This is a genomic window from Mesorhizobium sp. M0815 (assembly GCF_040319995.1).
In the GTDB taxonomy this organism is placed as follows: domain Bacteria; phylum Pseudomonadota; class Alphaproteobacteria; order Rhizobiales; family Rhizobiaceae; genus Mesorhizobium.
Genome location: NZ_JAMYOU010000021.1, coordinates 21,396 through 48,210 on the forward strand (window position 1 = coordinate 21,396; position 26,815 = coordinate 48,210).

The window sequence follows — 26,815 nt, forward strand, 5'->3', positions numbered from 1 at the left end:
AGGTCTTTTCCGAAAAAGCGCCGAAGCTGGCCTTCCGTTCGGGATAACAGTCCGGGAATCATTAGGTACCGCGCGGTTTGGCGCGGCTCGTGGCGGCGGCGAGAAGCGGGTTCTCCGGCCAGACATGCCTGGGATAGCGGCCGCGCATGTCTGTCCGCACATCGGCCCAGGAGCCGCGCCAGAACCCGGGCAGGTCGCGCGTCGTCTGGATCGGCTGGCGCGCCGGTGACAGCAATTCGAGCGTCAGCGGCACAGTGCCGTTGGCGATCGCGGGATGCCGGTCGAGGCCGAACAGCTCCTGCACGCGGATTGCCAGTACCGGCCATTCGCCGTCATAGCGGATCGGCAGCCGACTGCCCGACGGCGCGTCGAAATGGGTCGGCGCCAATGTGTCGATCTTGCGCTGCAATTCGTGCGGTACCAGCGTCATCAGGCCTTGCGAAAGCACGCTGGGATCGATCGCGGCAAAGGATGCGGCACCGGAAAGGAACGGCAGCAGCCAGTCGTCGAGGCGCTCGACGAGCGCCGCATCGGAGACATCGGGCCATGGCGCACCGAGGCCGCGATGCAGCCAGCCGAGCCGCTGCCGCAACGTCTCCGCTTCCCTGCTCCACGGCAGCAGCGACAGGCCGTGTTCGCGCAAGGCGTCGAGAATGGCGCTGTCTGCGTCGGCACCGGTCGGCGCCGGCAGCATGCGTTCGGACAACGTGATGGCGCCGAGCCGAACCGTTTCGCGCACCCGCACCGCGCGCCTATCGCGGTCGAAGCTCACCTCGCGGCGAGTCTCGATCTTTTCCGCCAGCGCGGTGCGGATGTCGGCCTCGTCGAGCGCCGCCGCCGCGGTGATGCGGGCGTTCTGCGCCTTACCCTGCAGATCGGCGACGACGAGCCAGGTCTCGCCGGCCAGCGGGTCGGAGGCGTCGAGCATGGCGCCGGAGCCGTTGGCAAGCACGAAGCGGCCACGCTCGCCGCGCGCTTTAGCGACCCGGTCCGGCCAGGCATGGATGAGGAGAGCGCCGGCGGTGCTGCCCTCCCCCTTGAGGGGAGGGTCGATCCGCGTAGCGGACCGGGGTGGGGTCGGTTCGGGCACGCCATCGGCGACCCCGCCGCGTCTCCCTCGTCTCGCTGCGCTCGGCTCGCTCGCCGACCCTCCCGTCGAGGGGGAGGGTGAAGCCTGCTTTGCCAACCTCTCGGCCAGCTGCCGGGCAGCGGTGGCACGCGGCGATCTTTCGGCATGAAAGCGCATCAGCCGCCGTTCGAGATCGGCACCATCGCCGCCAAGGCCGCGCTCGGTGAGCAGCATGGCCAGCATCGCCGCCTCGAGCGCCTGGCCGGTCCTTGCCGCCTCGGCGACCATGTGGGCGAGCCGGACCGGCAGAGCCAGCTTGCGCATCGCGGCACCGGCCTCCGTCAAGCGCCCTGCCGCATCGACGGCATCGAGCGCGCGCAGCAGCGCCCTTGCCTCGTTGAGCGCCGGAGCCGGCGGGGGGTCGAGGAAGGACAGGCTCGTCGGATCGGCAACGCCGAACGCCGCGCAATCGAGCAACAGGCCGGAGAGATCGGCTTCGAGGATTTCCGGTGGCGTGAAGGCCGGCAGTGCCGCTGTCTGCTCGGCCCGCCACAGCCGGATAGCGACGCCCGGCTGTGTGCGCCCGGCCCGGCCGGCGCGCTGGTCGGCGGAAGCGCGGGAAGCACGCACCGTCTCCAGCCGCGTCAGGCCGCTGGCCGGCTCATAGCGCGGCAGCCGCGACAGGCCGGAATCGATGACGACGCGCACGCCGTCGATGGTGATGGAGGTTTCGGCGATCGACGTCGCCAGCACGACCTTGCGACGCCCGGGCGGCGCCGGCTTGATCGCTGCGTCCTGCGTCCTGTTGTCGAGCATGCCGTAGAGCGGCACGATGTCGGTGTCGGCGCCGACCTTGCCCGCCAGCCGCTCGGCGGTGCGCTCGATCTCGCGCTGGCCGGGCAGGAAGACAACCAGGCTGCCCTCCTCCCCGGCAAGCGCCGAGCGGATCACCCTGGCCATGGCATCCTCGATGGTGACGCCGGCCGGCCGCTCGTCATAGCGGATGTCGACCGGAAAGGCGCGGCCTGCGCTCTCGATCACCGGCGCGCCGGAAAGCAATTTTGCGACACGCGCGCCATCGAGCGTCGCTGACATGACCAGCAATCTGAGGTCGGGCCTCAGCGCACCCTGCACGTCGAGCGCCAGCGCCAGCCCGAAATCACCGTCGAGCGAACGTTCGTGGAACTCGTCGAACAACACCGCCGAGACACCAGGCAGCTCGGGATCGTCGAGGATCATGCGGGACAACACGCCTTCGGTGACGACGACGATCCTGGTCTTCGCGGAAGTCCGGTTTTCCATGCGCATGGCATAGCCGACGGTTTCACCGGGCTCTTCGCCAAGCAGTTCGGCCATGCGGCGGGCGGCAGCGCGGGCGGCGAGGCGGCGCGGCTCGAGCAGGATGATCTTTCCGGCGCCGAGCCATTGCGCATCGAGCAGCGTCAGCGGAACCAGCGTCGTCTTGCCGGCGCCGGGCGGAGCCACCAGCACGGCGCTGTTACCATGGCTCAGCGCTTCATTGAGCGCCGGCAAGACCGCGGAGACCGGCAGGTCCGGCAAAGGTTTTGTCGTCATTGTCCTATGATGTGCAGCCAGTTGGCAGCGATCGCATATCAGCGGTGGCGGTCGCCGCGCAAGCTTGGTACCAGCTCAAAGTCGGGTCCGCGCAAACGGGTTCCAGCGCACCGTGCCGAGCCGCACCTCCTCGCGCACCATCGTCAGCAGACCGGAACCGCCGACCACGGCAAGCCCGACCAGCGACAGAAAATCCGGATATTCCCTGAAGAACAGCGCGCCTAGAACCACCGCCCAGACGAACTGCGAATAATGCGTTGGCGCGATGCGGTTGGCCGGCGCGTATTTGACCGCCAGCAGATGCAGCAACTGACCGCCGGCGGTAAAGGCGCCGGCCAGCACCAGCCACGCCCATTGCCTGCCATCCGGCAGCGAGAACGAGGTAGCCGCCGCACCGACGCCGTTGAAGAGCAGGCCGTAGCCGATCAGCACGCCGAGCATCGTCGTGCGCTTTTCCTGCGCGGCGAGCGAACGCATCAGGATGACATTGGTGGCGGCCAGGAAGGCGATGATGAACGCCGCCAGATGACCAAGATGCAACTCGCGAAACCCAGGCCTGACGACCAGCATCACCCCGGCAAAGCCAGCGACGACCGCCAGCCACCGCCATGGGCCGACCTTCTCTTTGAGGACGAGCGTGGCCAGGATGGTGACGAACAGCGGCGCCAGGAAGATCAGCGCATAGACTTCCGCCAGCGGGATGGTGGTGAAGGCGTAGACGCTGAGCACGCCGGAGGCGATGCCGGCCCAGGCGCGGGCCTGTACCGCCCAAGGCCGTGTCGTGCGCCAGAAATCGCGCCAACGCTCGCCTGGCGGCCTGGCAAAGAGCAGAAAGCAGCCGGCAAACAATGTCGAGAAGAAGCCGATCTCGAAGACGTTGAACTGCCCGCCCAGGCTTTTGACAACCGCGTCGCTGCACGAATAGCTTGCATAGGCGATGAGAGCGAGCAGAATTCCGTTGGGCACGTTTTCCATTTCCGGGAGGGATGAGAGTGAAGATATTGGCGCTTGGCGCGCATCCGGACGACATCGAGATCTTCATGTTCGGTACGATGGCCGCCTATGCCGCGCAAGGCGCAGAACTCTTTTTTGCCGTAGCCACGGATGGCGCCAGGGGCGGCTACGGCGATCCGGCCGCGCTTGCCCGCACGCGCCGCAAAGAGGCGACGGCGGCGGCCGGTCTGCTTGGCGTGACGCCGCGCTTCATCGATTTTCCCGATGGCGCGCTGGTGGCGGACGCCGCCCTGATCGCGGCGCTGAAAGCACTGATCGGCGAGATAGGGCCGGATCTGGCGATCACCCATGCGCCGAACGACTATCATGGCGACCACCGCGCGCTATCGGATAGCGTGCGCATCGCAGCGTCATTCTCGGTGCCGGTGCTGCATGCCGACACGCTCGGCGGCACCGGGTTTTCGCCAACGCACTACGTCGATATCTCCAGGCATTTCGATCTCAAGGCGGAGGCGATCCGGGCGCACCAATCGCAGGATCCCGAGCGTTTCGTCGACGCGGCGCGCACGCAGAACGCCTTTCGCGCCGGCCAGTGCAACGGCCCAGCCGGATCGTTCGCCGAGGCCTTCCGCTTCGAGCCGGTCTTCCCCTTCGCCGATATCCGCGCGCTGCTGCCGCCGGCCCCAGTGATCCGTCCGGTGGCGGTCAGCAACAAGACGGTGACCTAGGCAGGTCGCCGCAACTTCTCACGTTGCTTTCCTATCCAGCATGCTGCGGTGCAGCAACGAATTCGCTTGCCTTGTTTAGTAAAAATTGCATCACTAAACAAATTACTAAACATCCGACGTGTTGCCGCGCCGTTGTGTTTAGGCCCCGGAGGAGGGGTTTAGCGGGCTCTTGAAACCGTCATCCGGACGCGTTTCGCAAATGGGAGGAAGGCATGAAATCGACCTTGAAACTGGCGTTGGGACTGGCATCGACACTCCTCGCGTCGACAGCCGTTTCGAACGTCGCGCAGGCAGAAGATCTGACGCTTTGCTGGGCAGCCTGGGACCCGGCTAACGCGCTCGTGGAATTGTCCAAGGACTTCACCAAGGAAACCGGAATCGGCATGAAATTCGAATTCGTGCCGTGGACCAACTATGCCGACCGCTTTCTCAACGAGCTGAATTCGCACGGCAAGCTGTGCGACATGATCATCGGCGACAGCCAGTGGATCGGCGGCGCCGCCGAGAACGGCCATTACGTCAAGCTGAACGACTTCTTCGACAAGGAGAAGATCAGCATGGACGATTTCGTGCCGGCGACTGTCGTCGGCTACTCGGAATGGCCGAAGAACTCGCCGAATTACTGGGCGCTGCCGGCTATGGGCGACGTCGTCGGCTGGACCTATCGCAAGGACTGGTTCTCCAAGCCGGAACTGCAGAAGGAATTCAAGGAGAAATACGGTTGGGATCTCGGCCCGCCGACAACCTTCGACCAGCTGAGGCAGATCGCCGAATTCTTCCAAAAGCGCGAGATCGACGGCAAGACCGTCTATGGCGCGTCGATCTACACCGAGCGCGGCTCGGAAGGTATCACCATGGGTGCCATGGACGTCCTCTACAGCTTCGGCTTCCAGTATGAAAATCCGAAAAAGCCCTACGAGATGGAAGGTTTCGTCAACTCCGATAAATCGGTGAAGGGCTTGGAGTTCTACAAGGCGCTCTATGATTGCTGCACCCCTCCCGGCGCCTCGAACAGCTACATGGGCGAAGGCGTCGACGCCTTCAAATCCGGCCAGGTGGCGATGCACATGAACTTCGCCTTCACCTGGCCAGGCCTGCAGAAGGACGAAAATGTCGGCGGCGACAAGATCGGCTATTTCGTCAATCCCAAGGGTCCCGACGGCGACCAGTTCGCCCAGCTCGGCGGCCAGGGCATCTCGGTGGTCTCCTATTCCGACAAGCAGGAAGCCGCGCTCAAATACATCAAATGGTTCGCCAACAAGGACGTGCAGTCCAAATGGTGGTCGCTCGGCGGCTATTCCTGCCTCAACGCGGTCGTCAAGGACCCGGGCTTCCCGGCCAGCCAGCCTTATGCGCAGACCTTCCTCGACTCTATGGCCATCGTGAAGGATTTCTGGGCCGAGCCGAGCTACGCACCGCTGCTGCAGGCATCGCAGAAGCGCTTCCACGACTATGTCGTTGCCGGGCAAGGCTCGGCCAAGGACGCGCTCGACGGCCTCGTCAAGGACTGGACCGAGGTTTTCCAGGACGATGGCAAGATGTAATCGGATGTAACCGGCTCCTCCCGAGCCCATGACCGAACCGTCCCGTGCCGCCCTTGGCACGGGACACAGTTCAGATAAATTCCATTGTCGAGACGATCCAAGTGACCGAAGCAGGACTGACCATGCTCAATCGGACGGCGGACAGCGTTGCCCGGGCTACGCCTGAGCCGTTGGCCCGCAAGGTCCGGGGCATCAGCGACAAGGGCCTCGCCTGGCTGTTCATCTCGCCGACGATCCTGTTGCTTCTCGCCATCAATATCTTCCCGCTGTTCTGGGCGATCTACCTGTCCTTCACCAACTTTCGCGCCAATCGCCCCAACGAGGTGGTGAAGAACCTTGGGCTGGCCAACTACAAGCGCATCCTCGCTGACCAGGACATCTGGATCGCCATGCAGACGACGGCGCATTTCGTGTTCTGGACCATCCTGCTGCAGACGCTGATCGGCTTTACGCTGGCTTGGCTGATCGACCGCAAGTTTCGTGGCCACGCCTTCTGGACGACCATCATCCTGGTGCCGATGATGCTGTCGCCGGCGGTGGTCGGTAATTTCTGGCGCTTCCTCTACGAGCCGCAGATCGGGCTGTTCGCCTACGCCGTTTCGTTCGTCACCGGCATTCCGGCAACCGAGATCAGCATGCTGTCCAACGTGTCGCTGGCGCCATGGTCGATCATCATCGTCGATACCTGGATGTGGACTCCCTACGTGATGCTGATCTGCCTCGCCGGCCTGCGCTCGATCCCCGAATACATCTACGAAGCGGCCGAGGTCGACCGCGCCTCCAACTGGCGGCAGTTCTGGTCGATCACGCTGCCGATGGCGCTGCCCTTCATCATGCTGGCGGTGCTGTTTCGCGGAATCGAGAACTTCAAGATGTTCGACATGGTCAATTTGCTGACCGGTGGCGGGCCGGGATCGACCACCGAAGTGGCCTCGATCACGCTGAAGCGGCAGGCCTTCGAAAGCTGGCGGACGGGCTATTCCTCGGCCTTCGCCATCATCCTGTTCGTCGCGGTGTTCGGCCTGGCGAACATCTACGTCAAGGCGCTCAACAAGGTGAAGCAGAGATGAGCCTGACGTCAGCCCATTCGGTCGTCGCGCCCTCGGCCACGTCAAAGCGCGTCGCCGGCACGATCATCGTCGCCTACGCGTTGATCTCGATCGTGCCGCTGCTGTGGATCTTCGCCACCAGCTTCAAGACGCCGCCGGATTCGATCGCCTATCCGCCGAAGATCCTGTTCCAGCCCAGCGTTGAGGGCTACTGCAACCTGTTCACGACGCGGACAAGGCAGACGCCGGAATACATCAACTCGCTGGGGCCGGCGACGGGCCTTTGCGACGAGACGGTGCGCAAGCGCAACATGGTGATCGCCGGCCCCTCGAACTTCATGCCGCGCTTCGTCAATTCGCTGATCATCGCCTTCGGCTCAACCTTTTGCGCAGTGTTCCTCGGCACGCTGTCGGCCTACGGTTTTTCGCGCTTCAAGGTGCCGCTCGCCGACGACCTTTTGTTCTTCATCCTGTCGACGCGGATGATGCCGCCGATCGCTGTCGCCATCCCAATCTACCTGATGTATCGCGAGCTTGGCCTGTCGGACACGGCTCTCGGCATGATCCTGCTCTATACGGCGGTTAACGTGTCGTTGGCAGTGTGGCTGCTAAAAGGCTTCATCGACGAGATCCCGCGCGAATATGAAGAAGCGGCGATGATCGACGGTTACACCAGGCTGCAGGCGTTCTGGCGCACGGTACTGCCGCAGGCGACCACCGGTATTGCCGCAACCGCCATCTTCTGTCTGATCTTTGCCTGGAACGAATATGCCTTCGCTGCGCTACTGACCTCGGGCACGGCGCAGACCGCGCCGCCCTTCATCCCGACCATCATCGGCGAAGGCGGCCAGGACTGGCCGGCGGTCGCGGCCGGCACAACGATCTTCCTGGTGCCGATCCTGGTCTTCACCATCCTGCTTCGCAAGCAATTGCTGCGCGGCATCACCTTCGGCGCGGTGCGCAAATGAACCTGACCGCAAAACGCAAATCGCGCTGGCCCGTTTGGGCCAGGCGCGGGCTGATGGAAAACGTCGCCACGGCGATCATCGCGATCGGCTTCCTGATGCTGTTCCAGCCCTTCGCGCTGGCGCTCTACACCTATTCCTTCATCACCATGCTGGCCGGCACGGCAATGTTCATCATCGTCTCGAAATTTCCGGAGTAGACGATGGCCGAGATCAGGGTCGAACATCTGAGGAAGGCATTCGGCGATTTCGTCGCCGTGCAGGATTCCAACTTCGTCGTCGAAGACGGCGAGTTCTTCGTCATGCTGGGGCCGTCGGGCTGCGGCAAGACGACGACGCTTCGTATGATCGCCGGGCTCGAACTGCCGACCGGCGGCAAGATCCTGCTTGACGGCGAGGACGTCACCATGCGGCGTGCCCGCGAGCGCGACATCGCCTTCGTCTTCCAGCTGTTCGCGCTCTATCCGCACATGAATGTGAGAAAGAACATCGGCTTTCCGTTGCTGGCGCAAGGCATGCCAGGTGCTGAAATCCGGGCCAGGGTGGAAGAGACGGCGAAGCTTTTGCGGATCGACCATCTGCTCAACAAATCCGTCTCCGGGCTTGCCGGCGGCGACCGCCAGCGCGTAGCGCTCGGCCGCGCCATCGTGCGGCGGCCAAAGTGTTTCCTGATGGACGAGCCGCTCGGCACGCTCGACACCGAATTCCGCGACCTGATGGTCCATGAGCTGCGCGACCTGCACAACCGCATCCACGCCACCACCGTCTATGTCACGCATGACCAGATGGAAGCGATGTCGATGGCCGACAAGATCGCGGTGATGAACCATGGCGTCATCGAGCAGTTCGGCACGCCGCGCGAAATCTACGACCGGCCGGCAACGATGTTCGTCGCCGACTTCATCGGCTCGCCGCCGATGAATTTCCTCGGCTTCGGCGGCGGCCTTTCAAAGGGCGCCAGGGAAATTGTTGTGCAAGGCGCGAAGGTGGCCGTGCCGGAGGTGCGGGAGGATATTGCGCCGGCTGAGATGGCGCTTGGCATCCGGCCGGAGCACATCCGTTTCGATGACGCTTCGAAGCTGCGCGGCGCCATTTACGGCACCGAGTATCTCGGTACCACGCAGATCGTGGCGGTGGAGACGGCAGACGGCATCATCAAGGCCAGGGTGCCGGCCGAAATCCGGCTCAATCCGGGCGATCATGTCGGCCTGGCGCTGAGCAGCGCGCGGCTGTCGCTGTTCGCAAAAGGATCCGGCCGTGCGGTGCGCACCGAAATCCATGAGTCGGCCTCCCAGGGGAGAGCGCATCATGGCTGACGTTCACATCAAAGGCGTGACCAAGGTTTTTGGCGAGCATGTCGCCGTCGACAATCTCGACCTGCATATCGCCGACGGGGAATTCGTCGTGCTGCTCGGGCCGACTGGCGCCGGCAAGACGACGACGCTCAGGCTGATCGCTGGGCTGGAGCGGCCCGAAGCGGGCTCGATCCATATTGCCGGCCACGACACGACGACGCTGTCGCCGGCCGAGCGCGACACCGCTTTCGTGTTCCAGCAATATTCGCTCTATCCGCATCTGTCGGTCTACGACAACCTCGCCTTTCCGCTACGCTCGCCGGCGCGCAAAATGCCGGAGGATCAGATCCGCCGCCGCGTCGAGGATGTGGCCAAGATGGTGCGCATCCACCACAAGCTGAATAATCGCTCGACCAAACTGTCGGGCGGCGAGATGCAGCGCGTCGCCATCGGCCGCGCTCTGGTGCGCAAACCGTCGATCTACCTGATGGACGAGCCGCTGTCGTCGCTCGACGCCAAGCTGCGCGCCGATCTCAGGCTCGAGCTGAAGCGCATCCAGGCCGAACTCGGCGCTACAATGCTCTACGTCACACACGACCAGATCGAAGCGATGACCATGGCCGACCGCATCGGCATCCTCGCCGACGGCGTGCTGGTGCAGATCGGTTCGCCGCGCACGATCTATTCTGAGCCGGCAAACCTTCACGTCGCGGCAAGGCTAGGCCAACCGGCCATCAATTTGTTGCCGGTCGGACTGCTGCCGGATGGCGGCGCGCCGGCGGGAACCAAGACGATCGGAGCGCGCACCGAACATCTTTCGATCGAGAAGGCGGCGAACGGCCATGCCGACGGCGTCGTCGATTGGGTCGAGCATCTCGGCGACCAGAACCATCTGCACGTGACGGTGGGGACCAAGAAGCTGGTGACGCTGACTGACCCCGACACCGACCTGGCGCAGGGCGACAAGATCATGATCCGCTATCGCTCGCCGCTGTATTTCGGCGCCGATGGGCGACGGCTGATGTGAGCGCTGCGCGAGTGTTTTCCTGGCACCTTTCAACCGGCAATTTCGGGCACCGGACTGGACCAATTCGATGAAGCATTTTTTCAATCGCAGGGATACGATCGTAACTGAGGCACTGGACGGCTTTCTCGGCACGACCGGCGCCGGCGATCTCGCTCGCCTCGACGGCTATCCCGAAATCAAGGTCGTCCTCCGTGCGGACTGGGATAAGAGCAAGGTCAGCATCATCTCCGGCGGCGGGGCCGGGCACGAACCCGCGCATGCCGGCTTCGTCGGCGTGGGCATGCTGACGGCGGCAGTATCAGGCGAGATCTTTGCTTCGCCGAGCGTGGAAGCAGTATTGGCCGCCATCCGCGCGGTAACCGGTCCCGCCGGGTGCCTGCTGATCGTCAAGAACTACACCGGTGATCGCCTCAACTTCGGCTTGGCAGCCGAGAAGGCGCGCGCCGAAGGCTTCCGCGTCGAGATGGTGATCGTCGCCGACGACATTGCCCTGCCGGATATTGCCCAGCCGCGTGGCGTTGCCGGCACCTTGTTCGTGCACAAGATCGCCGGCCACCTGTCGGAAGCCGGCAACGATCTGGCGACGGTTGCCGCTACGGCGCGGGCCGCGGCGGTGGACATCGTTTCACTCGGCATATCGCTGTCGTCCTGCTCGATCCCCGGCCAGAGCCATGACGAAAGATTTGGCGCCGACGACGCCGAACTCGGCCTCGGCATTCATGGCGAACCGGGCGTTGAGCGGATTGCGGTGCAAAGTGCCGAAAGGCTGGTTGCGATCATGTCGGAGCGCCTTGCCGCGCGGCTCGATCCCGCCAGTGACTACGCCTTGCTGATCAACAATCTCGGTTCGGTGCCGCCGCTGGAAATGTTGCTTGTCACCAATGCGGTGTTGGCTTCACCGCTGGCACGAAAGGTGACGCTGACGATCGGGCCCGGGCAGCTTATGACGGCGCTCAACATGAACGGCTTTTCCCTGTCGCTGATCCGGCTCGATGCGCCTCGCGAAGTAGCCTTGCGGGCGCCGGTCGGCCCTCACGCCTGGCTGCCGGCAAGAGCCGTTCGCCCAGTGAGCGTCGTGCCGGTGGCCAAAGCCACCGGCCCGAACAACGCGTCAAAAGCCAGCCAGGATGCACGCACCGAGCAGTTGGTTGTCGCGGTCTGCGAACGGCTGATCTCGCTTGAAGGCGCGTTGAACGGACTGGATGCCAAGGCGGGAGACGGCGACACCGGATCGACTGTGGCGGCCGGTGCGCGGAGCGTGCTTAGCCGCCTTGAGACACTGCCGCTCGCCGACGCTGCCGCAACGCTCGCCACCGTCGGCGACATACTGAGTACCAGCATGGGCGGCTCCAGTGGCGTGCTGCTGTCGATCTTCTTAACCGCCGCCGCGCAGGCGTCGAAATCTGGCGAAACGCTTCCCAAGGCGCTTCTCGTCGGCCTGGATCGGATGTCCTTCCATGGCGGAGCGAGGGTCGGCGATCGCACGATGATCGATGCCCTGGAACCCGCCTTGAGGGCGTTGGATAGCGGCAGTCTGGAGGACGCGGCGGTCGCGGCGCGACGCGGCGCCGAGGCCACCGCGGCCATGCGCAAGGCCAAGGCCGGGCGGTCCGCCTATATTGGCAGCCAGCTCGACGGCGTGGTCGACCCCGGCGCCTTTGCCATCGCCGAGGTCTTCACTGCCCTCGCTGCGTTGCTCGAACCCGCTTGACTGGGGAAAAGAATGCTTCAATTGCCGGATATGCAATTTTCTCGTACTGCCGGCAGCGCGGAGGCCAGGAGCATGGGTGATATGGCGGTAGCGGATCTTTCCAGGCTAATCGAGGCGGCGGCAAACACCATCGCCGCCCATGCCGAAGAGCTGACCGGGCTCGACCAGGCGATCGGCGACGGCGACCATGGGCTCAACATGAAACGCGGCTTCGAGGCCGTGCGGGCCGAGGCCGGCGCGTTCGCGGCAAAGCCATTGCCCGAGGCGCTGAAGGCGATCGGCACCAAGCTGGTGATGACGGTCGGCGGAGCCTCCGGTCCCCTGTTCGGCACGCTGTTCATGGCGCTCGGCAAGGAGATTTCCGCCGCGCCGGGTCGCGCCGATCTGGCAGCGGCCTTCGGCAAGGCAATCGAAGCGGTAGCCGCCAGAGGCAAGTCGCAGGCCGGGCAAAAGACCATGCTCGACGTACTGCAGCCGGTGCATGAAGCGCTGGTGCAGGGAAAGACAGCAGGGGAAATCGTCGACATCGCCGACAATGCAGCCGACGCGACCGTGCCGATGAAGGCGTTGCGTGGGCGCGCCTCCTTCCTTGGCGACCGTTCGATCGGTCATATGGATGCCGGCGCACGCTCGACCGCGCTTCTGGTGCGGGCCGTCGCCGAAGCAATCGAGGCGCGCGCATGAGCAATGTCGGCATCGTCATCGTATCGCATTCGCCGCTGGTCGCCGAAGGCACCGCAGACATGGTGCGGCAGATGGTCGGCGACGAAGTGCCGCTTGCATGGTGCGGCGGAAACGGCCATGGCGGGCTGGGAACCAATGTCGAGGCGATCATGGGCGCCATCGACAAGGCGTGGTCGGAGGCGGGTGTCGCGATCCTCGTCGATCTCGGCGGTGCCGAGACCAATAGCGAGATGGCGGTAGAGATGATCGGCGAACCACGCGCCCAGAAGATCATCGTCTGCAATGCGCCGATCGTCGAAGGCGCGGTGATGGCGGCGACCGAGGCTTCCGGCGGCGCCTCGCTCAAGGAAGTGGTGGCGACGGCGCACGAACTGTCGCCGTCGTGAGTGAACGGGAACTTTGACAAGCATGTCCGCAGCAGCCGAAGCCAGCGTCCTGATCACCCATGAGGTGGGACTGCATGCGCGTCCTTCGGTGAAGTTCACCAAGCTTGCCAAGACGTTTTCGGCCGACGTCGAGATTGCGCTCGCCGCCAACGGGCCATGGTTCGACGCCAAGAGCATCGTCAAGGTGATGGCTGCGAAAGCGCCGAAAGGCACTGTCCTGCATATCAGGGCCAGAGGCGACGGCGCCGGCGAGGCCGTCGGGGCACTGGTCGAGCTGGTGCGGCGCGATTTCGACGAAGGCAAGGACCATGCCCGAACCGCTTAGGCTGCAGGGCATTTCGGCATCGGCCGGCTATGCCGAGGGGCCGCTGTTCGACCTCGACCAGGCTGCTGTGCGTTATGTCCGCAAGGCGACTGCCGCGGACGAGAAAGCGGCGCTTGAGGCCGCCATCTCCATTGCCGCAGGCCGGCTCGCGATATTGATCGAAACCAGCGACAGCGAGGCGGCCGGGATCCTCGAATTCCAGCTCGCCATGCTGGAGGACGACGCGCTGACCGGCCCGGCTTTTTCGCACATCGCCGAGGGCATGGCTGCTGATGTGGCTTGGCGAACAGCGCTCGACGCCGAGATCGCCGGCTACGAAACATCCGAGCAGGACTATTTCCGGGCGCGCGCGGCCGATATGCGCGATATACGCGACCAGGTGCTACGCGCGCTGACCGGGGGCGGCGACATTGCCGCGCCGGCGGGTGCGATCTTGTATGGCGAGGATATCGCACCGACGCGCTTCCTCGAGACCGACTGGAGTGCCGGCGGCGGCATCGCGCTTAAGGCCGGAAGCGCCGCAAGTCATGTCGCAATGCTGGCACGCTCGCGCGGCGTGCCCATGGTGGTGGGGCTTGGGCTCGTGGGGCGTGGGGTAGCCGGGCCTGGTGCTTCGCCGGCTCACCTTGCCGGAATCGCACTGCTCGATGCCGAACATGGCGGCATCGTGTTGGGGCCTTCGAAAGCGGAGATCGACGCGTTCCGGCGATCGTCGTCGTCTTTCGCGGCGCATCGCGGCAAAGCGGCAGCCTATCTGACAAGGCCGGCGGCAACGAAGACCGGCATAGCGATCGGGGTGCAGGTGAATATCGCCGATCCGTCCGATGTAGACAGCATCGATGTCGCGACGTGCGACGGTGTCGGGCTGATGCGGACCGAATTCCTGTTCGGCAAGACGCTGCCGGACGAGGAGACGCAATATCACGCCTACCGCAAAGTGCTGGAATGGGCCAGCGACAGGCCGGTAACAATCCGTACCGTCGATGCCGGCGGCGATAAGCCTGTGCCGGGCCTGACCGTCGAGGAAGGTAATCCATTCCTTGGCCTGCGCGGGATCAGGCTGTCGCTGGCGCGCCCAGAGGTCTTTCGCGTGCAGATCCGCGCCTTGCTCCGCGCCGCCATGCACGGCAATCTGAAGGTGATGTTCCCGATGATCGCCGTTCCGGAAGAGTATGAACGCGCCACCGCGCTGTTCGCTGAGGAGCAGGCTGACCTTTTGGCGCGCGGCATCGCGCAAAAAATGCCGCCACTTGGCATCATGGTCGAGGTGCCTTCGGTGGCGATTGCGCCGGAGGCATTCGCCAGGGCCGCCTTCTTCTCGATCGGCTCGAACGATTTGACCCAATACGTGATGGCCGCCGCTCGCGATAACATTTCGGTCGCACATCTGAATTCCGTCAGGCACCCGGCCGTACTCCGGCTGATCGCGTCGGTTGCCGCCTTCGGGCGCGAGCATAATATCCCGGTCAGCCTGTGTGGCGATGCCGGCGGCGACCCCGCCTCGATCCCGGCGCTGCTCGAAGCCGGCCTGCGTGACCTCTCCGTCGCTCCCGCCCAACTCGCGATGGCCAAGGCGGCCATCGCGGACGTTTGGATCTAGGCCCGGCATGTCAGACAAGGCGTCGCAATCCGGCCCCGAAGAGGCGATCCGCGCCTACAAGACGATCCTGTCGCAGGTGATCGATCAGCGCCCGTCCGGCATGCGCCAGCGCCTCGCCGACGCGCTGGGCAAGCATCGCAGCTTCGTCACGCAGATTTCCAGCCCGGCCTATTCGACGCCGATCCCGTCGAAGCATTTGCCGGCTATCTTCTCCGTCTGCCATTTCAGCCCGGCCGAACGCGATCATTTCCTCGAAGCCTACCATCGGGCGCATCCGGGAAAGATGTCGCTGGCTGCAGGCATGCGCAAGACACGCCATGTCTCGCTGATCGTTCCCGATTTCGGCGACGACAAGCAGAACGCGGCGCTCGACCGGGCGGTCAATGATTTCATCCAGAAGATCACCAGCATCGCCGGCAAGGGCAGCTGACGCTGGGCTATTTCGGGAGGACAGCCATGAAGAAATTTCTGAATTCCGTCGACACGGTGCTGACCGAGAGCCTCGACGGCTTCGTTGCCGCGCATGCCGATATCCTGGCGCTTGGCGAGGAGCACAAATTTGTCCGCCGCAAGGTGCTCAAGCCGGGCAAGGTGGCGTTGATCTCCGGCGGCGGCTCGGGTCACGAACCGCTGCATGGCGGGTTCGTCGGGCACGGCATGCTGGATGCCGCCTGCCCCGGCCAGGTGTTCACCTCGCCGACGCCGGACCAGATGATGGCGGCGGCTGAAGCCGTCAATACGGGCGCCGGCTGCCTGTTCATCGTCAAGAACTACGAGGGCGACGTAATGAATTTCGACATGGCCGCTGAAATGTCGGAAGGCGTGATGCAAATCGTGACCAATGACGACGTCGCGGTCGAAAACTCGTCCTACACCACCGGCCGGCGCGGCGTCGCCGGTACGCTGGTGGTCGAGAAAATCGTCGGCGCGGCGGCCGAACAAGGCATGCCACTGGAGTCTTTGAAGGCGCTGGGCGAGCGCGTCAACGGCGCAACGCGCTCGATGGGCGTGGCGCTGACCAGTTGCACCGTGCCGGCGGCGGGCAAGCCGACCTTCGACATCGGCGACGGCGAGATGGAGTTCGGGGTCGGCATCCATGGCGAGCCCGGAAGGCGGCGCGACACGTTGAAGAGCGCCGACGCTATCGTCGAGGAGATCTGTACCGCGATCCTCGGCGATCTGGGCGACGGCGCCAAAGGCCGGGCGCTGCTCTTCGTCAACGGCTTTGGCGGCACGCCGCTGATGGAGCTTTATCTGATGTACAACAGCGCCCGCAAAACCTTCGAGAAGCACGGCGTGACGGTGACCCGGTCGCTGGTTGGGTCCTATGTGACTTCGCTCGACATGGCCGGCTGCTCGATCACGCTGAGCATGTTCGACGCCGAGACGGCAGTGTTTTGGGATGCGCCTGTGCACACCGCCGCGCTGCGCTGGGGCATGTAGCGGCGGAGAATGCCCCAGAAATAGTCGGTGATAAGACCGACAGCAGCAGCGTGGTGCATCGCCAGACTGTTGTCCTCCTCACCCTAGGTAAGATAAGGGACTCAGCGGGCTTGCGGAGTTGGGGCATGCGTTACAATTGGGATCGGGCGCCGACAGGTTTCGAGCGTCATGGGAAAATGCTGGCAGCCGCCTTGCTGATCGCCGGCGGGGTTGGCCTCATGCTCGCTGCGCTGCCGCTTTAGGAATCAACTCGAGTAGCAGATTATTTCTCAGCGGGTTGTCTCAACGCGCCTGCCCTGTCACGGCTATGAAACGGCGGTCACGCCCTTCAAATCCCTGGCTGAAACGCTGCACGAGTACGACAAGCACGCCTGCTTTGCGGTCGGGGGTGAATGCGTAAGATTCCGACAGGCTGTAAGAAGTCGGGCAATTCCTCGAACCCGGCACCGCCCTGTCCTCATGCAGCAGCTTGATCGGCTTGCCGTCCTGACCCTGCAGCGTCAGGCGAAAGCCGAGCGCCTTGCCGGTCGTTTCGCCTTGCTGCGTCCTGTCGAAACTCGAGGAACAATCCGCCGTGCTGTCGGCAAGGATCTGGTCGAGCTGAATGGTCGAGATGCCAAGCTCGTCATAAGTCGGCCAAAGCCATTTCTGCGAAACCTGCTCGAGGCGCGCAATGTCGTTGTAGGCGACCATGTCGTCGGGAAAAGTGAATTTGTCGAAGCCCGTCCGCTCGCCGCGCAGTGCGATGGCATATTTGGCCAGCAAGGGCGCTGCCAGCTCGGCGGCCTGTGCCCTCGCCTGCGCAAGTGTCAGCGTCGAATCCTCCGTCTCGTCAACGATGAGGATCGGCTTGCCGCCGACGAACTCATCGGTGCGGGTGTCGATGATTTCGATCTCCGACCAGCCCGAATCCGAAGCACCGGCATCGAGCGTGCCGTACTGCTCGAAGGCGAAATAGTTGCCGTCGGGCGAAAAGCCGATGATGCGCCGTGCCGCCGCATCGCCGGCCTGAGCAGCTGAAGCGAGTGCGAACGCCAGCGTCGCAACGACGGCAAATCCAAGCTCGTATCGCAGTTTCATCGCGCCCTGCCCCCAATGTCGAAAATTCGGCCGTATCAGCCCCGCAGGCCACGACGACCCTGCATTTGCGGCCGAATTAGACCGACGGCAAACGAAAAGCACAAATACATGGTTACAGAAAGCAGCATACGCTATTTCAAGGACAGCAAACATTCCTGGGGAGGAAGCTGGATGGCGTCACGCTACCACGAGGTCTATGATGGCTGGAAACGCGACCCGGAAAAATTCTGGGCCGATGCCGCCGGCGCAATCGACTGGTTCTCGCCCTTCGAGACCGTGTTCGATGCCAATGCCGGCGTCTATGGCCGGTGGTTCAATGGTGCCTCGTGCAACACCTGCTTCAATGCCGTCGATCGTCATGTGGCGGACGGCCGCGCCGACCAAATAGCGCTTATTCATGACAGCGCGATTTCGGGCACAATCAGGAAATTCACCTATGCCGAGTTGAAGCGCGAGGTGGTCGCACTGACCTCGGTACTCAAGAATCGCGGCATCCAAAAAGGCGATCGCGTCATCATCTACATGCCGATGGTGCCGGAAGCAGCCTTCGCCATGCTTGCCTGCGCGCGGATCGGCGCCGTGCATTCAGTGGTCTTCGGCGGTTTTGCCTCACATGAGCTCGCCACGCGCATCGACGATGCCAAGCCGAAGCTGATCATCTCGGCGTCCTGCGGCCTGGAGCCCGCGCGTGTCGTTGCCTATAAGCCGCTGCTCGACAAGGCGATCGAGATGTCGCGGCACAAGCCCGAAGCCTGCCTCATCCTGCAGCGCGACCAATTGCGCTGCGAGCTCAGGGAAAACTACGACATCGACTATGCCGACGCTGTGGCGCGGGAGCGGGCCGCGGGTGCCAATGTCGACTGCGTTCCGGTGCTTGCCACCGATCCGCTCTACATCATCTACACGTCCGGCACGACCGGCCAGCCAAAGGGCATCGTGCGCGACAATGGCGGCCACATGGTCGCGTTGAAATGGTCGATGGAAAACGAGTTCGGTGTGAAACCCGGCGAAGTGTTCTGGGCGGCTTCGGACGTCGGCTGGGTGGTCGGCCATTCCTACATCGTCTACGGCCCGCTGCTGCATGGCTGCACGACGGTGCTGTTCGAAGGCAAGCCGGTCGGCACGCCCGATGCCGGCACCTATTGGCGTGTGATCGCCGAGCATGGCGTGGTCGCACTTTTCACCGCGCCAACCGCCTTCCGCGCCATCAAGGGACAGGACCCGAGGGGCGAGTTCGTCCCGAAACACGATCTGTCCCGGTTCCGCACGCTGTTCCTTGCCGGCGAGCGCGCCGATGCGGAAACCATCAAATGGGCCGAGCAGAAATTGAACGTGCCGGTGATCGACCACTGGTGGCAGACCGAGACCGGTTCGCCGATGACCATCAATCCCGCCGGACTGGGCCTGCTGCCTGTCAAATACGGCTCGCCCGGCATGCCGATGCCCGGCTACGACATTCGCGTGCTCGACGATGCCGGGCATGCGGTCAAGCGCGGCACACTGGGCAACGTTGTGGTCAAACTGCCATTACCGCCCGGCTGTCTGCCGACGCTGTGGAATGCCGACGAGCGGTTTCGCCAAGCCTATCTCGAGGAGTTCCCCGGCTTCTACAAAACGGCGGATGCCGGCATGATGGACGAGGACGGCTATCTCTATGTCATGGCCCGCACCGACGACATCATCAACGTCGCCGGCCACCGGCTGTCGACCGGCGCCATGGAGGAGGTGTTGGCCGCGCATCCCGACGTTGCCGAATGCGCCGTCGTCGGCATCGCCGATGCGATGAAAGGCCAGGTTCCGCTCGGCTTCGTCGTGCTGAATGCCGGCGTCGACCGCGACGCGGGCATCATCGAAAACGAGGTGGTCGCGCTGGTGCGCGAACGGATCGGCCCGGTCGCCGCCTTCAAGACGGTGGTGACGATCAAGCGCCTGCCGAAGACGCGCTCCGGCAAGATCCTGCGCGGCACCATGCAGAAGATCGCCGACAAGGAGGCATGGGCCATGCCGGCAACGATCGACGACCCGGCCATCCTCGACGAGATCACCGCCGCGCTGAACGGCCGTGGCATCGGCGTGTAGGAGGCCGAAGCCGAGTTGCGTCCGAAGCTCCGGTATGGAACGACCGGCGCCAGACATGGTATCCAGGCGCTGCGTCTTCATGTTGTTTCGGAATCGAGACGCCCCCACAGCCATGCGAGACGCCATTCGTGACCCTGTTCCAACGATCGAGAAAGCCCCCGACGGCGGCGCGCCAGCGGCTCGAGATGGATCTGCAGGACACGGTCGTCTATGCGATCGGCGACGTGCATGGCTGCTATAAGGAGCTTCGCTCCCTGGAGCAGAACATCCTGGTCGATTCTGCGTCTTTCGAAATGCGCAAGCTCATCATCATGCTCGGCGACTACGTCGATCGTGGCCCCCAGTCGGCGCGCGTGCTCGATCATCTGCTGGCGCCGCCACTCCAAGGCTTCCAGCGCATCTGCCTTGCCGGCAACCACGAAGTCGTGATGCTGAACTACCTCGACGGGATCATTTCGAGAGAGTCGTGGCTGGCGATAGGTGGCCTGCAAACGCTGTTTTCCTACGGCGTTGATCCGTCGCGCATGGCCGATCTCTACGGTTCAAGCGAGGAGGTCGACCGGCGCATTCGGGAGATCATTCCAGCCGGCCATGTCAGCTTCATGCGTGCGCTGCCGGTCATGGTCTATTCGGCCAAATTCGTGTTCGTACACGCCGGCATCAGGCCCGGCATCGAGCTGGCCGCGCAAGACGAGGACGACCTGCTCAACATCCGCTCGGAGTTCTTCGAAGCCGCGCATCTTCTCGAACGTTATGTCGTGCACGGGCATACGCCGGTCGACATTCCGAAGCTCGAGGGACGCCGGCTTGGCATAGACACCGGCGCCTTCCAAACCGGCCAGCTGGCCGCCCTCAGGATCGTCGACAACCGCGCGAGGCTGATATTTTCCTAGAGCGGGAAGGTCTCAAGCCGCCTGCTCATGAGTGGGTGTAAAGCGCTGGGTTTGTCTTGCTCGCTCGGACGCCAGCAGCGTCGCATATCCCAACCGTGATGGCTTAAAACACTGCGAGGTACTTCAGCAGCGAAATGATGCCAATAATGATCACGACAATCTGGGCAATCTGACGAGTGCGACCATCAAGCGGCAACCGATTGACCAGATACAGCACCAGAATTATGACAAGGAAAGTGATCAGAATGCTGATCAACGGAGTGCCGGCCATTGTCCCTCACTGTATGAAACGTAGAAAAAAGCCAGCACACCGCATCGTGTGAAGATTGCCCATGCTTGTTCGAGCCGTAGCACCTGACAAGTGATTCGAACAGCCTGGCTGGCGGTGTCGAAGGCTGTCTGGCACGCCACAGAACCTTAACCTCCTTAAATCGTTTAAATCCGAGAAGGGATATCAACCATTCCTTCAAAGGAGATTTATGAACAAGATATGTGGCGACGGTCGACTACAAGCCGTGGATGAAGCGGAAATTCAACCGCAATCGCAATTTTTCGCGCAACGATGGCGTAAACTGGATCGGTCATCGCGGCTATCGTGAATACCGTCGCGGTTATCGCCGTCATGGTGACTACTGGTTTCCTCTGGCGGCCTTCGCTGCCGGCGCGGTGATCAGCGGCGTGATCATTAACAACAACCAGAACCCGGTCGATCGCGGCGATTCGCATGTACAGTGGTGCTACGACCGATACCGGAGCTATCGAGCTTCAGACGATACATTCCAGCCTAGCTATGGCCCTCGGCAGCAGTGTAATTCGCCGTACTGAAATGTAAGGTTTTTGACCGCATCAACAACCTCGCATCGCGCGGGGTTTTCGTAGCGGCGCCAAGGCGGCGATAGAAAAGCGAAAGTAGCGTGGATCTCGGCTTGAGTGTCTATTCCAGACGGAATTCGACAGCGTGCGCTTCAGCCTCGGCAATGAGGCCGCCGTCGACGGCGGCTTCGAACGCTTTGGCAAAATACTGATCATCGGAAGTCTGGTGATCCTGGCCCGAAAGATCGATCGGATACGCGCCGATCACCCGGCCCGTAATTTTCTCGATTACTGTCACGGTCCGCTGCATTGGTTTCTTCTTCAATTAAACGGAACCTATAGCACAGAGAATAGGAACATCAGCGACAGCCGCTAGCGAGCGGCTTCGAAAAATTCGAGCTACACCACCTGATGGGATGATCTTCAAGGCGCAATTCGGACAACCGCTTGAAGCGTACGCCAGGCGACCAAGCTATGCTGCTTTCGGCATCCGCGACGTGAATGTCGCTCTGGTAATGGCAATCGTCGTGCCAGTATTGCCCGTGACCGTGTCAATGCGTGCTTCAAGCTGTTTGACAAGCGCCTCGACGATCGCTGTCCCCAGTCCCGCACCTGGAATGTCGCGAACGGGTTTGCCCCACCCGTTGTCCGATACGGTCAACTTCCAATCCTCCGCATCGGTCTCATAGGTCACCAAGATCAGCGCATCGACCTTTTCTGTCGAGAATGCATACTTGATGGCGTTGAGAACGAGCTCGGTAACGATCAGGCCAAGGCTGACCGCCTTCTGGGAATCTATCCTTCCATTTTCCGCCATAACGTTTACAGCAATAGCCTGTGCTTCCCCGATCATCGAAGCGGCCAAACTGCTGCAAAGCTTGGACAGATAAGAACCAACCTCGATTTCGTCGGCACCGGTTGAGGCATGGAGATGCCGCTGCACTTCTGCTACCGACAGCACGCGTTGATGGGCATCCTTCAGGTGCTGCCGCGTTTCATCTGAGGTGACGGACCGAGCCTTCAGCAGCAAAATGCTGGCGATGATCTGCAAGCTGTTGGCGACCCGGTGCTCCATTTCGCGCAGCAGCACATCCTTCTGCCGCAGCAGGTCTTCGGTGCGGCCGAGAAGTTCTTCCTTTTCCCTTTCTATGGCGCGGCGCGCCGTGATGTCATTGAAGGCGAGCAGGATGGTCGCGGCTGAACTGTGGTCGTAAAGGACCTTCCGCGCGTTGAGCAGCATCGTGCGCCGGCCGATATCGGGGAAATCATGCTCGACCTCGAAGCCGTCCATGGCGGTCTTCTCGGGAATGATCGTCTCCAAGAGCAGGTGAAGCGCTGGAATGTCCCACTGGCCGTCGCCCAGCGCGTAGAGCAGCGAGCCGTGCGTCTGCTCGGGGTCGACCCTGAAGGTCTGATAGAAGGAGTGGTTGGCCGCCAGCACGCGAAAGTTCTCATCGAGAACGAGGTTCGACCATCGTATTGACGATGGCCTGCGCCAGCGTCTGCGCGTCTTCGATATTCGCAATGGGATGGAACATAGGCTTCGAGGCCAATCCAGGGGCTGTTTCCCCTTGATTTTCTTTCTACCGGGTCGCCAAGCACCTGTCGCGAATTGAATCGGCCTGACACGAGTGAGCGGCCGGTCCGTGCGCACAATTGTTTTAGGAATGGCCTTAGGACACCCGAGGCACTAACACCGGCTCGATGATTCCAGCACTCGACCTCCCGGAAAATACTCTCGAGCTCGACGATGATGCGCTGTTGGATGTCGTGCAGCGGCAGACGGTGCGCTATTTCTGGGAAGGCGCGCATCCCGTCAGCGGTCTTGCCCGCGACCGGCAAAAGACCACAGGTGATCCTGCCAACGATCTGGTGACGATCGGGGGGGCCGGTTTTGGCATTGCAGCCATCATCGTTGCGGTCGAGCGGGGATGGATCGACCGCACCGCGGCTTTGCTGCGATTGCACGGCATGCTCGATTTCCTGGAGAACTCCCCGCGCTACCACGGCGTTTTTCCGCATTTTATCAACGGGCGAACTGGTGCGACGATCCCGTTTCGTCGCAAGGACGACGGCGCTGATCTCGTCGAAACCACCTTCCTGTTTCAGGGTCTGATTTGCGCCCGTGAGTATTTCGCCGGGATGACAACTGGCGAAGTGCGCCTGCGCCAGCGCGTGGACGCGCTGTTGCTACAGGCCGAATGGAACTGGTTTACACGCGGCGCTCGGCAACTCATCTGGCATTGGAGCCCTAATTTTGGCTGGGCGATGGACAGCCCGATCAGGGGTTGGAACGAATGCCTGCTCACTTTCGTGCTGGCGGCGGGATCGGCGCGCCACCCTATTGATCCGGGAATCTATCACGAGGGTTTTGCTGTAGGACTTGGCTTTCGAAACGGGCGCGACCATGACGGGATCGTGCTGCCGTTGGGAATGAATTCTGGTGGCCCGCTCTTCTTTTCGCACTATTCTTTCTGCGGGCTCGATCCCCGGGGCCTAAGTGACCGCTACGCCGATTACTGGCAACAGAACGTCAGTCATACGCAGATCAATTATCGGCATTGCGTTCGCAATCCCCATAGCCATTTGGGATATGGACCGGACTGCTGGGGTCTGACCGCGAGCCATGGGCCGCGAGGATACGTCGCGCATGCACCCGACAGGGACTTTGGCGTGATCACTCCGTCTGCTGCCCTGTCGAGCTTTCCCTATGCCCCGGCGGAGGCGATGCGCGCACTGCGTGGCTTCCTGGGCAAGCCTCGAAAACGCATATGGGGCCGCTTCGGCTTTGTTGACGCGTTTTGCGAAAGCCGCAACTGGTACTCCCGAACCTATCTGGCGATCAATCAGGGGCCGATCATCGCGATGATCGAGAACCATCGTACAGGGCTGTTGTGGCGGCTTTTCATGAGGGCGCCGGAAGTGCGCAGAGGCTTGGAGAGGCTTAGCTTCATCAGCAAGCATCTCAGAATGTCAACACCCTAATAGATCTTTGCGACGCCGGGTGATTCCGCTTCGGTGCAAAAATGCTCGAAACGCGCGGACCGCACTCAGGCAGCCGCCTTTGTGCGCGCTTCTGATTTTTCCAGATAATAGCTCGAATATTTGTCGAAGAATTTTTCCGAGCCGCCGATCGCGCCATACTTGGCGAGTTTCTTCAGCTCGACCTTGTTCAGGACCGCGCCAATGATCTTCTTCGCGATATAGGGTTCCGAGCTGAGCATCGATTGCACCATCGCACGCGGCGTGCGTCCCCACTCGGTGACCAGCACGAAGCCGTCGACAAGCGGAGCGAAGGCCTTGGCGTCGACGACAGGCCCGAGCGGCGGCAGATCGACGATGATGTACTCGAAGGTTTCCTTGGCGTTGTCGATGAAGCGCCGCATGCCGGCCGAAGACAGAAGCTCGCTGGTATGCGAAAACTGGCCACGCAGGACGGCCGGGATGATCACCAGTTTGGTCTGCCGGTCGATCTTGCCGACCGACTGCCAGGTCTGCCCGCTCACCACCGCTTCCATCAAGCCCTGCTCGGCCTCCATGCCGAGGCTGCGGCTGAGGCCGGGATTGCGCAAGTCGCCGTCGATCAGCAGCGTTTTCGATCCGTTGGCGGCAAGCAGCCCGGCAAGATTGGCCGCCACCGTCGACTTGCCTTCGCCCGGAAGCACCGAGACCACGCCGATGACCCGGCTGCCCTGGCCTTCTATCACGACGTCAAAGGCGATCTTTGCGTTGCGCAGCGTCTCGGAGAACATCGATGCCGGTGCATCAACGGTTACCCGCATGCGCGCACGTTTTTCGGCTGCCGACAATGTTTTGGAGGGCTGGGATTTGGACGACTTGGCGGTCTTGGATTCAACGACTTTGACGTCAGGCTGACCGCCATTGCGCTGGTCATCCTTGCCAGCCTTGCCGATGACCGGGAGATAGCCGAGGAATTTGAGGCCGACACGGTCGCGCACATCCTCGCCGGTCCTGAAGAAGCGTTCCCTGAATTCATTCAGACCACCAACCCCTGCCCCCATCATTATGCCAAGCGCCAGCGAAAGCCCCAGCACGATGGCCGTTCGCGGGGTTGCGGCCGACTGTGGCATCGTCGCGTCCGAGATGACCCGGATCTTGCCGACTGGGAAGGATTGCTGTTGGGCGGCCTCCTCATAGCGGTTCAGGAATGTCTGGTAGAGTGTCGAGAGCGCCGTCGCCTTCTGGTCCAGTTCACGCAGCTTGACCTGCGACTGGTTGTCGATGGAGCTCTTGCCTGCCGCCAGGGCGACATTTGCGCGGAGCGCGGTTTCGCGCGCCAGAGCGACCTCGTATTCGTTGCGGTAGCTTTCGGTCAGTTGCTTCAGCTCGCCGAAAATCTGCGCCGATATGTCGGCCTTCTCCTTGGCGAGCGCGACGGCCTGCGGATGTTGCGGGCCGAAATTGGCTTCGACGTCCTGCTGCCGCTTGGCGACTGTGAGATAGCGGTTCTTCAGCGTCGTGATGACGGAGCTGCTCGGCTGGTCGTTCGATATCGCGGCGTCCTTGAACGCATTGTCCGACCCGCTTTCGACGATCGACTTGTACTGCTGATAGCGGGCGCCGGCACGTGCGGTATCGGCCTGTGCGACGATCAGCTGAGTGTTGAGATCGGACAGTTGCTTGTCGCTGATCAGCTGGCCGTCATTGACGGCCAATCCATGTTCGGCCCTGAACTTTTCGACCGCCAGTGCGGCCGCCTGGGAGCTCTCACGAAGCTCGGTCAGCCGGCCCTGCAGCCAGACAGCCGCCCGCTCGGTCGCGTCGAAGCTGGCATCAAGCTGATCGGCGAGATAGGCGTCGGCATAGGCCTTGGTGATGGCGGTCGCAAGCGCCGGATCCGTCGCCTGAAAGGAGATGCTGATGACAAAGCTTCGGCCGATCCGCTCGGCATCGAGTTGGTTCTGCAGTTTGAAGATTGCGTAGTCGCGGGACGACGACGATGCGGTGATCGCGTCACGCGTCGCGGCATCAAGCTGAGTGACATCGGTTGTGCTCGCGGCGCGCTTGGGGCGGACAGACTGGATGATACCGCGTACAAAGCTTGCGACCTTAGACAGGGCCGATGTCGGAGGGTTCATGAAAGCGTCGTTCTGATCGAGCTTCAGCTTGTCGACGACCACCCCCGCCAGCCTGGCCGACTGTAGAATTTCGATCTGGCTCAGAACGGCGGAGTCGGTCTGCATGCTGACCGACGCCGCCGAAATATCGTCGACGACCTTGTTCAATCCTTCGTCGATCAGCACGCTGCTCGTCGCCACATAGGTAGGAGGCGTGGTCTGCAAATAGAGCACGCCGAGAAAGAGACCGATGATGGCGCAGGCGGCAACCACTTTCGCCTGCCGCGCGGCCATGCCAAGCAGACGCTCGATGTCGATGAAGTCTTCGGCGTTTGCCGCACTCGAAGTCGGCAATGGCGTCCTCTTGTCGACAGGAAAATTGGCATAGTTCATCTTCGGTCCAATTCTAGTTTGCAGGCGCTACCGCCTCGAAGATCGGCACATAGGGTGCAAACCTTGCGCCGGACAGTGCGCGTTACGCGCGGCGCAACGGCCTGTCCTGCGTCATCAGCCGCAC

Annotated in this window: 23 protein-coding genes and 2 pseudogenes; 18 read left to right on the forward strand and 7 right to left on the reverse strand. The window is 62.6% G+C overall.

Going from position 1 to position 26,815, the window contains the following annotated elements; all coding sequences use genetic code 11:
- Nucleotides 1-61: 61 nt before the first annotated feature.
- Nucleotides 62-2,644, reverse strand: a complete 2,583-nt coding sequence (gene hrpB, locus NKI01_RS21885; protein ID WP_352964585.1) for an ATP-dependent helicase HrpB — start codon at nucleotides 2,642-2,644, stop codon at nucleotides 62-64.
- A gap of 75 nt (nucleotides 2,645-2,719) precedes the next feature.
- Nucleotides 2,720-3,610: a DMT family transporter gene (locus NKI01_RS21890; RefSeq protein WP_352964588.1), complete on the reverse strand. Its 891-nt coding sequence runs from the start codon at nucleotides 3,608-3,610 to the stop codon at nucleotides 2,720-2,722.
- 26 nt (nucleotides 3,611-3,636) lie between these two features.
- Between NKI01_RS21890 and NKI01_RS21895 the strand changes: the two genes are divergently transcribed.
- From NKI01_RS21895 to dhaK, 14 genes are all read left to right on the forward strand, one after another.
- Nucleotides 3,637-4,326: a PIG-L deacetylase family protein gene (locus NKI01_RS21895; protein ID WP_352483983.1), complete on the forward strand. Its 690-nt coding sequence runs from the start codon at nucleotides 3,637-3,639 to the stop codon at nucleotides 4,324-4,326.
- A 212-nt stretch (nucleotides 4,327-4,538) separates the two neighbouring features.
- On the forward strand, nucleotides 4,539-5,870 hold the full coding sequence (locus NKI01_RS21900; RefSeq protein ID WP_023717957.1) for an ABC transporter substrate-binding protein: 1,332 nt from the start codon (nucleotides 4,539-4,541) through the stop codon (nucleotides 5,868-5,870).
- A 122-nt stretch (nucleotides 5,871-5,992) separates the two neighbouring features.
- Nucleotides 5,993-6,940: a carbohydrate ABC transporter permease gene (locus NKI01_RS21905; protein ID WP_031211681.1), complete on the forward strand. Its 948-nt coding sequence runs from the start codon at nucleotides 5,993-5,995 to the stop codon at nucleotides 6,938-6,940.
- The gene (locus tag NKI01_RS21910) at nucleotides 6,937-7,887 is read left to right on the forward strand and encodes a carbohydrate ABC transporter permease (protein WP_023717959.1); all 951 of its coding nucleotides are present in this window, start codon (nucleotides 6,937-6,939) and stop codon (nucleotides 7,885-7,887) included. The genes NKI01_RS21905 and NKI01_RS21910 overlap by 4 nt, the downstream gene beginning before the upstream one ends.
- Nucleotides 7,884-8,084 (forward strand): hypothetical protein, encoded by a 201-nt coding sequence (locus NKI01_RS21915; protein ID WP_023717960.1) that lies wholly within the window; start codon nucleotides 7,884-7,886, stop codon nucleotides 8,082-8,084. Before NKI01_RS21910 ends, NKI01_RS21915 begins: the two co-directional genes overlap by 4 nt.
- A gap of 3 nt (nucleotides 8,085-8,087) precedes the next feature.
- On the forward strand, nucleotides 8,088-9,200 hold the full coding sequence (locus tag NKI01_RS21920; RefSeq protein ID WP_352548911.1) for an ABC transporter ATP-binding protein: 1,113 nt from the start codon (nucleotides 8,088-8,090) through the stop codon (nucleotides 9,198-9,200).
- Complete coding sequence (locus tag NKI01_RS21925) at nucleotides 9,193-10,206, forward strand: ABC transporter ATP-binding protein (protein ID WP_023717962.1); 1,014 nt, start codon at nucleotides 9,193-9,195, stop codon at nucleotides 10,204-10,206. Before NKI01_RS21920 ends, NKI01_RS21925 begins: the two co-directional genes overlap by 8 nt.
- Before the next feature lie 67 nt (nucleotides 10,207-10,273).
- Nucleotides 10,274-11,917: a dihydroxyacetone kinase subunit DhaK gene (locus NKI01_RS21930; protein ID WP_352548913.1), complete on the forward strand. Its 1,644-nt coding sequence runs from the start codon at nucleotides 10,274-10,276 to the stop codon at nucleotides 11,915-11,917.
- A gap of 81 nt (nucleotides 11,918-11,998) precedes the next feature.
- Entirely contained in the window at nucleotides 11,999-12,601 is a 603-nt protein-coding gene (dhaL, locus tag NKI01_RS21935; RefSeq protein ID WP_352548915.1) for a dihydroxyacetone kinase subunit DhaL, read from the forward strand.
- Nucleotides 12,598-12,987: a dihydroxyacetone kinase phosphoryl donor subunit DhaM gene (gene dhaM / locus NKI01_RS21940; RefSeq protein ID WP_172220312.1), complete on the forward strand. Its 390-nt coding sequence runs from the start codon at nucleotides 12,598-12,600 to the stop codon at nucleotides 12,985-12,987. The genes dhaL and dhaM overlap by 4 nt, the downstream gene beginning before the upstream one ends.
- A gap of 22 nt (nucleotides 12,988-13,009) precedes the next feature.
- Nucleotides 13,010-13,312 (forward strand): HPr family phosphocarrier protein, encoded by a 303-nt coding sequence (locus NKI01_RS21945; RefSeq protein ID WP_023717966.1) that lies wholly within the window; start codon nucleotides 13,010-13,012, stop codon nucleotides 13,310-13,312.
- Nucleotides 13,296-14,912 (forward strand): phosphoenolpyruvate--protein phosphotransferase, encoded by a 1,617-nt coding sequence (ptsP, locus tag NKI01_RS21950; protein WP_352495749.1) that lies wholly within the window; start codon nucleotides 13,296-13,298, stop codon nucleotides 14,910-14,912. Before NKI01_RS21945 ends, ptsP begins: the two co-directional genes overlap by 17 nt.
- 7 nt (nucleotides 14,913-14,919) lie before the next feature.
- Nucleotides 14,920-15,342: a hypothetical protein gene (locus NKI01_RS21955; RefSeq protein ID WP_023717968.1), complete on the forward strand. Its 423-nt coding sequence runs from the start codon at nucleotides 14,920-14,922 to the stop codon at nucleotides 15,340-15,342.
- A 26-nt stretch (nucleotides 15,343-15,368) separates the two neighbouring features.
- Nucleotides 15,369-16,355: a dihydroxyacetone kinase subunit DhaK gene (gene dhaK / locus NKI01_RS21960; RefSeq protein WP_352483976.1), complete on the forward strand. Its 987-nt coding sequence runs from the start codon at nucleotides 15,369-15,371 to the stop codon at nucleotides 16,353-16,355.
- Nucleotides 16,356-16,637: 282 nt separating this feature from the next.
- Here the strand turns inward: dhaK and NKI01_RS21965 are convergent, their stop codons facing one another.
- Nucleotides 16,638-17,435: a DUF2259 domain-containing protein gene (locus NKI01_RS21965; protein WP_352790630.1), complete on the reverse strand. Its 798-nt coding sequence runs from the start codon at nucleotides 17,433-17,435 to the stop codon at nucleotides 16,638-16,640.
- Between the two features lie 171 nt (nucleotides 17,436-17,606).
- Here NKI01_RS21965 and NKI01_RS21970 point away from each other — a divergent pair, with 171 nt between their 5' ends.
- Entirely contained in the window at nucleotides 17,607-19,514 is a 1,908-nt protein-coding gene (locus NKI01_RS21970; RefSeq protein WP_352591609.1) for a propionyl-CoA synthetase, read from the forward strand.
- Nucleotides 19,515-19,642: 128 nt separating this feature from the next.
- Nucleotides 19,643-20,407: a metallophosphoesterase family protein gene (locus NKI01_RS21975; protein WP_352495745.1), complete on the forward strand. Its 765-nt coding sequence runs from the start codon at nucleotides 19,643-19,645 to the stop codon at nucleotides 20,405-20,407.
- Nucleotides 20,408-20,510: 103 nt separating this feature from the next.
- Here NKI01_RS21975 and NKI01_RS21980 read toward each other — a convergent pair whose 3' ends face one another.
- Nucleotides 20,511-20,678, reverse strand: coding sequence for a Thivi_2564 family membrane protein (locus NKI01_RS21980; protein ID WP_023717974.1), 168 nt, complete (start codon nucleotides 20,676-20,678; stop codon nucleotides 20,511-20,513).
- A gap of 221 nt (nucleotides 20,679-20,899) precedes the next feature.
- Here NKI01_RS21980 and NKI01_RS21985 point away from each other — a divergent pair.
- Nucleotides 20,900-21,232, forward strand: a pseudogene (locus NKI01_RS21985) (BA14K family protein); the annotation flags it as partial.
- 109 nt (nucleotides 21,233-21,341) lie between these two features.
- Here the strand turns inward: NKI01_RS21985 and NKI01_RS21990 are convergent.
- Both NKI01_RS21990 and NKI01_RS21995 read right to left on the reverse strand, forming a co-directional pair.
- Nucleotides 21,342-21,530, reverse strand: coding sequence for a hypothetical protein (locus NKI01_RS21990; RefSeq protein ID WP_352495744.1), 189 nt, complete (start codon nucleotides 21,528-21,530; stop codon nucleotides 21,342-21,344).
- A 162-nt stretch (nucleotides 21,531-21,692) separates the two neighbouring features.
- Nucleotides 21,693-22,758, reverse strand: a pseudogene (locus NKI01_RS21995) (sensor histidine kinase).
- A gap of 166 nt (nucleotides 22,759-22,924) precedes the next feature.
- On the opposite strand from NKI01_RS21995, the gene NKI01_RS22000 reads away from it, so the two are divergent.
- Complete coding sequence (locus NKI01_RS22000) at nucleotides 22,925-24,205, forward strand: glucoamylase family protein (protein ID WP_352964592.1); 1,281 nt, start codon at nucleotides 22,925-22,927, stop codon at nucleotides 24,203-24,205.
- Nucleotides 24,206-24,270: 65 nt separating this feature from the next.
- Here NKI01_RS22000 and NKI01_RS22005 read toward each other — a convergent pair whose 3' ends face one another.
- A complete protein-coding gene (locus tag NKI01_RS22005; protein WP_352591603.1) occupies nucleotides 24,271-26,691 on the reverse strand; it encodes a polysaccharide biosynthesis tyrosine autokinase in 2,421 nt (806 codons plus the stop codon).
- Nucleotides 26,692-26,815: the final 124 nt, after the last annotated feature.